The sequence below is a fragment of the Ralstonia sp. RL genome, from assembly GCF_001683835.1.
Classification (GTDB): domain Bacteria; phylum Pseudomonadota; class Gammaproteobacteria; order Burkholderiales; family Burkholderiaceae; genus Ralstonia; species Ralstonia mannitolilytica.
In genome coordinates this window covers 1-2,189 of record NZ_LWRX01000251.1, presented here as the reverse complement: position 1 = coordinate 2,189, position 2,189 = coordinate 1, and the positions used below count along the sequence as shown (strand labels likewise).

General features: G+C 64.9%; 1 protein-coding gene. It reads left to right on the top strand.

Annotation, left to right across the window (positions count from 1 at the left end; all coding sequences use genetic code 11):
- Positions 1-2,074: aconitate hydratase AcnA (gene acnA, locus A6M56_RS24060; RefSeq protein WP_286758475.1), on the top strand; the 2,074-nt coding region annotated here is incomplete at its 5' end.
- Positions 2,075-2,189: the final 115 nt, after the last annotated feature.

The window sequence follows — 2,189 nt, the reverse complement described above, 5'->3', positions numbered from 1 at the left end:
CACCACCATGATCAACGGCATCGGCGTGGTCGGCTGGGGCGTGGGCGGCATCGAAGCCGAAGCCGGCATGCTCGGCCAGCCGGTGTACTTCCTGACGCCCGACGTGGTCGGCGTGGAGCTCAAGGGCCGCCTGCGCGAAGGCGTGACAGCCACCGACCTGGTGCTCACCATCACCGAAATGCTGCGCAAGGAAAAGGTCGTCGGCAAGTTCGTCGAGTTCTTCGGCGAAGGCACGGCCAGCCTGTCGCTGCCGGACCGCGCGACCATCGGCAACATGGCGCCGGAATACGGCGCGACGATGGGCTTCTTCCCGGTGGACGAAAAGACGGTCGAGTACTTCAAGGGCACCGGCCGCACTGAAGAAGAAATCGCCGCGTTCGAGGCCTACTTCAAGGCCCAGAAGCTGTTCGGCATCCCGAAGGCCGGCGAGATCGACTATACCAAGACGCTCACGCTGGACCTCGGCACGGTGGCCCCGTCGCTGGCCGGCCCGAAGCGGCCGCAAGACCGCATCGAAATCGGGAACGTGAAGTCGACGTTCTCGTCGCTGTTCTCGAAGCCGGTGGCCGAGAACGGCTTCAACAAGGACGCAGCCGACCTCGACAAGACCTACACGACGAGCAACGGCGTGAACGTGAAGAACGGCGACGTGCTGATCGCCGCCATCACGTCGTGCACGAACACCTCCAACCCGAGCGTGCTGCTGGCAGCCGGTCTGCTGGCCAAGAAGGCCGTGGAAGCCGGCCTGGAAGTCGCGCCGCACATCAAGACCTCGCTCGCCCCGGGCAGCCGCGTGGTGACGAAGTACCTGGAGGCTGCCGGCCTGCTGCCGTACCTCGAAAAGCTGGGCTTCGGCGTGACGGCCTACGGCTGCACCACCTGCATCGGCAACGCCGGCGACCTGACGCCCGAGCTGAACGAAGCCATCGTGAAGAACGACATCGTGGCCGCCGCCGTGCTGTCGGGCAACCGCAACTTTGAGGCGCGCATTCACCCGAACATCCGCGCCAACTTCCTCGCTTCGCCGCCGCTGGTCGTGGCATACGCGATCGCCGGCAACGTGACGCGCGACCTGATGACCGAGCCGGTCGGCAAGGGCAAGAAGGGGCAGGACGTCTACCTGGGCGACATCTGGCCGAGCTCGGACGAGATCGCCAAGCTGATGAAGTTCGCGATGAACGCCGACACGTTCCGCACCAACTACGAGCAGGTCAAGAAGCCGTCCAAGCTGTGGGCCAACGTCAAGGGCACGAAGGGCCAGGTCTACGACTGGCCGAAGTCGACGTACATTGCCGAGCCGCCGTTCTTCGAAGGCTTCGACATGACGCCGGCCGCCGCATCGGCATCGGTCAAGGGCGCACGTGCGCTGGGCGTGTTCGGCGACTCGGTGACGACCGACCACATCTCCCCGGCCGGTTCGATCAAGGAAACGTCGCCCGCCGGCAAGTACCTGCTGGCCAACGGCGTGCTCAAGGCCGACTTCAACAGCTACGGCTCGCGCCGCGGCAACCATGAGGTGATGATGCGCGGCACGTTTGCCAACGTGCGCATCAAGAACCTGATGATCCCCCCGAAGGCCGACGGCTCGCGTGTGGAAGGCGGCGAGACGCTGTTCCAGCCGAGCGGCGAGCAGATGTCGATCTACGACGCCGCCATGAAGTACATCGCCGAAGGCACGCCAACGGTCGTGTTTGGCGGCGAAGAGTACGGCACGGGCAGCTCGCGCGACTGGGCCGCCAAGGGCACGCAGCTGCTGGGCGTGAAGGCCGTGATCGCGCGCAGCTTCGAGCGCATCCACCGCTCCAACCTGGTCGGCATGGGCGTGCTGCCGCTGCAGTTCAAGGGCAATGACTCGGCGCAGTCGCTGGGCATCGTGGGCAACGAGACCTTCGACATCGAAGGCCTGGAAGGCGAAATCAGGCCGCAACAGGACGTTACCCTGGTGATCCATCGCGCCAACGGCGAGACGCAGCGTGTGCCGCTGCTGCTGCGCATCGACACGCCGATCGAGGTCGACTACTACAAGCACGGCGGCATCCTGCCGTTCGTGCTGCGCCAGTTGCTGGCCGCCTGAGCCAACGCTGCGCTGCCGCAGATCGAAGCCGGCTCTTCGGAGCCGGCTTTTTTATTGCTTGTGACCCGTCCTGAATAAGGTTGACACTTTTTCCTGGTGGAGCAAGGAGAGTCAA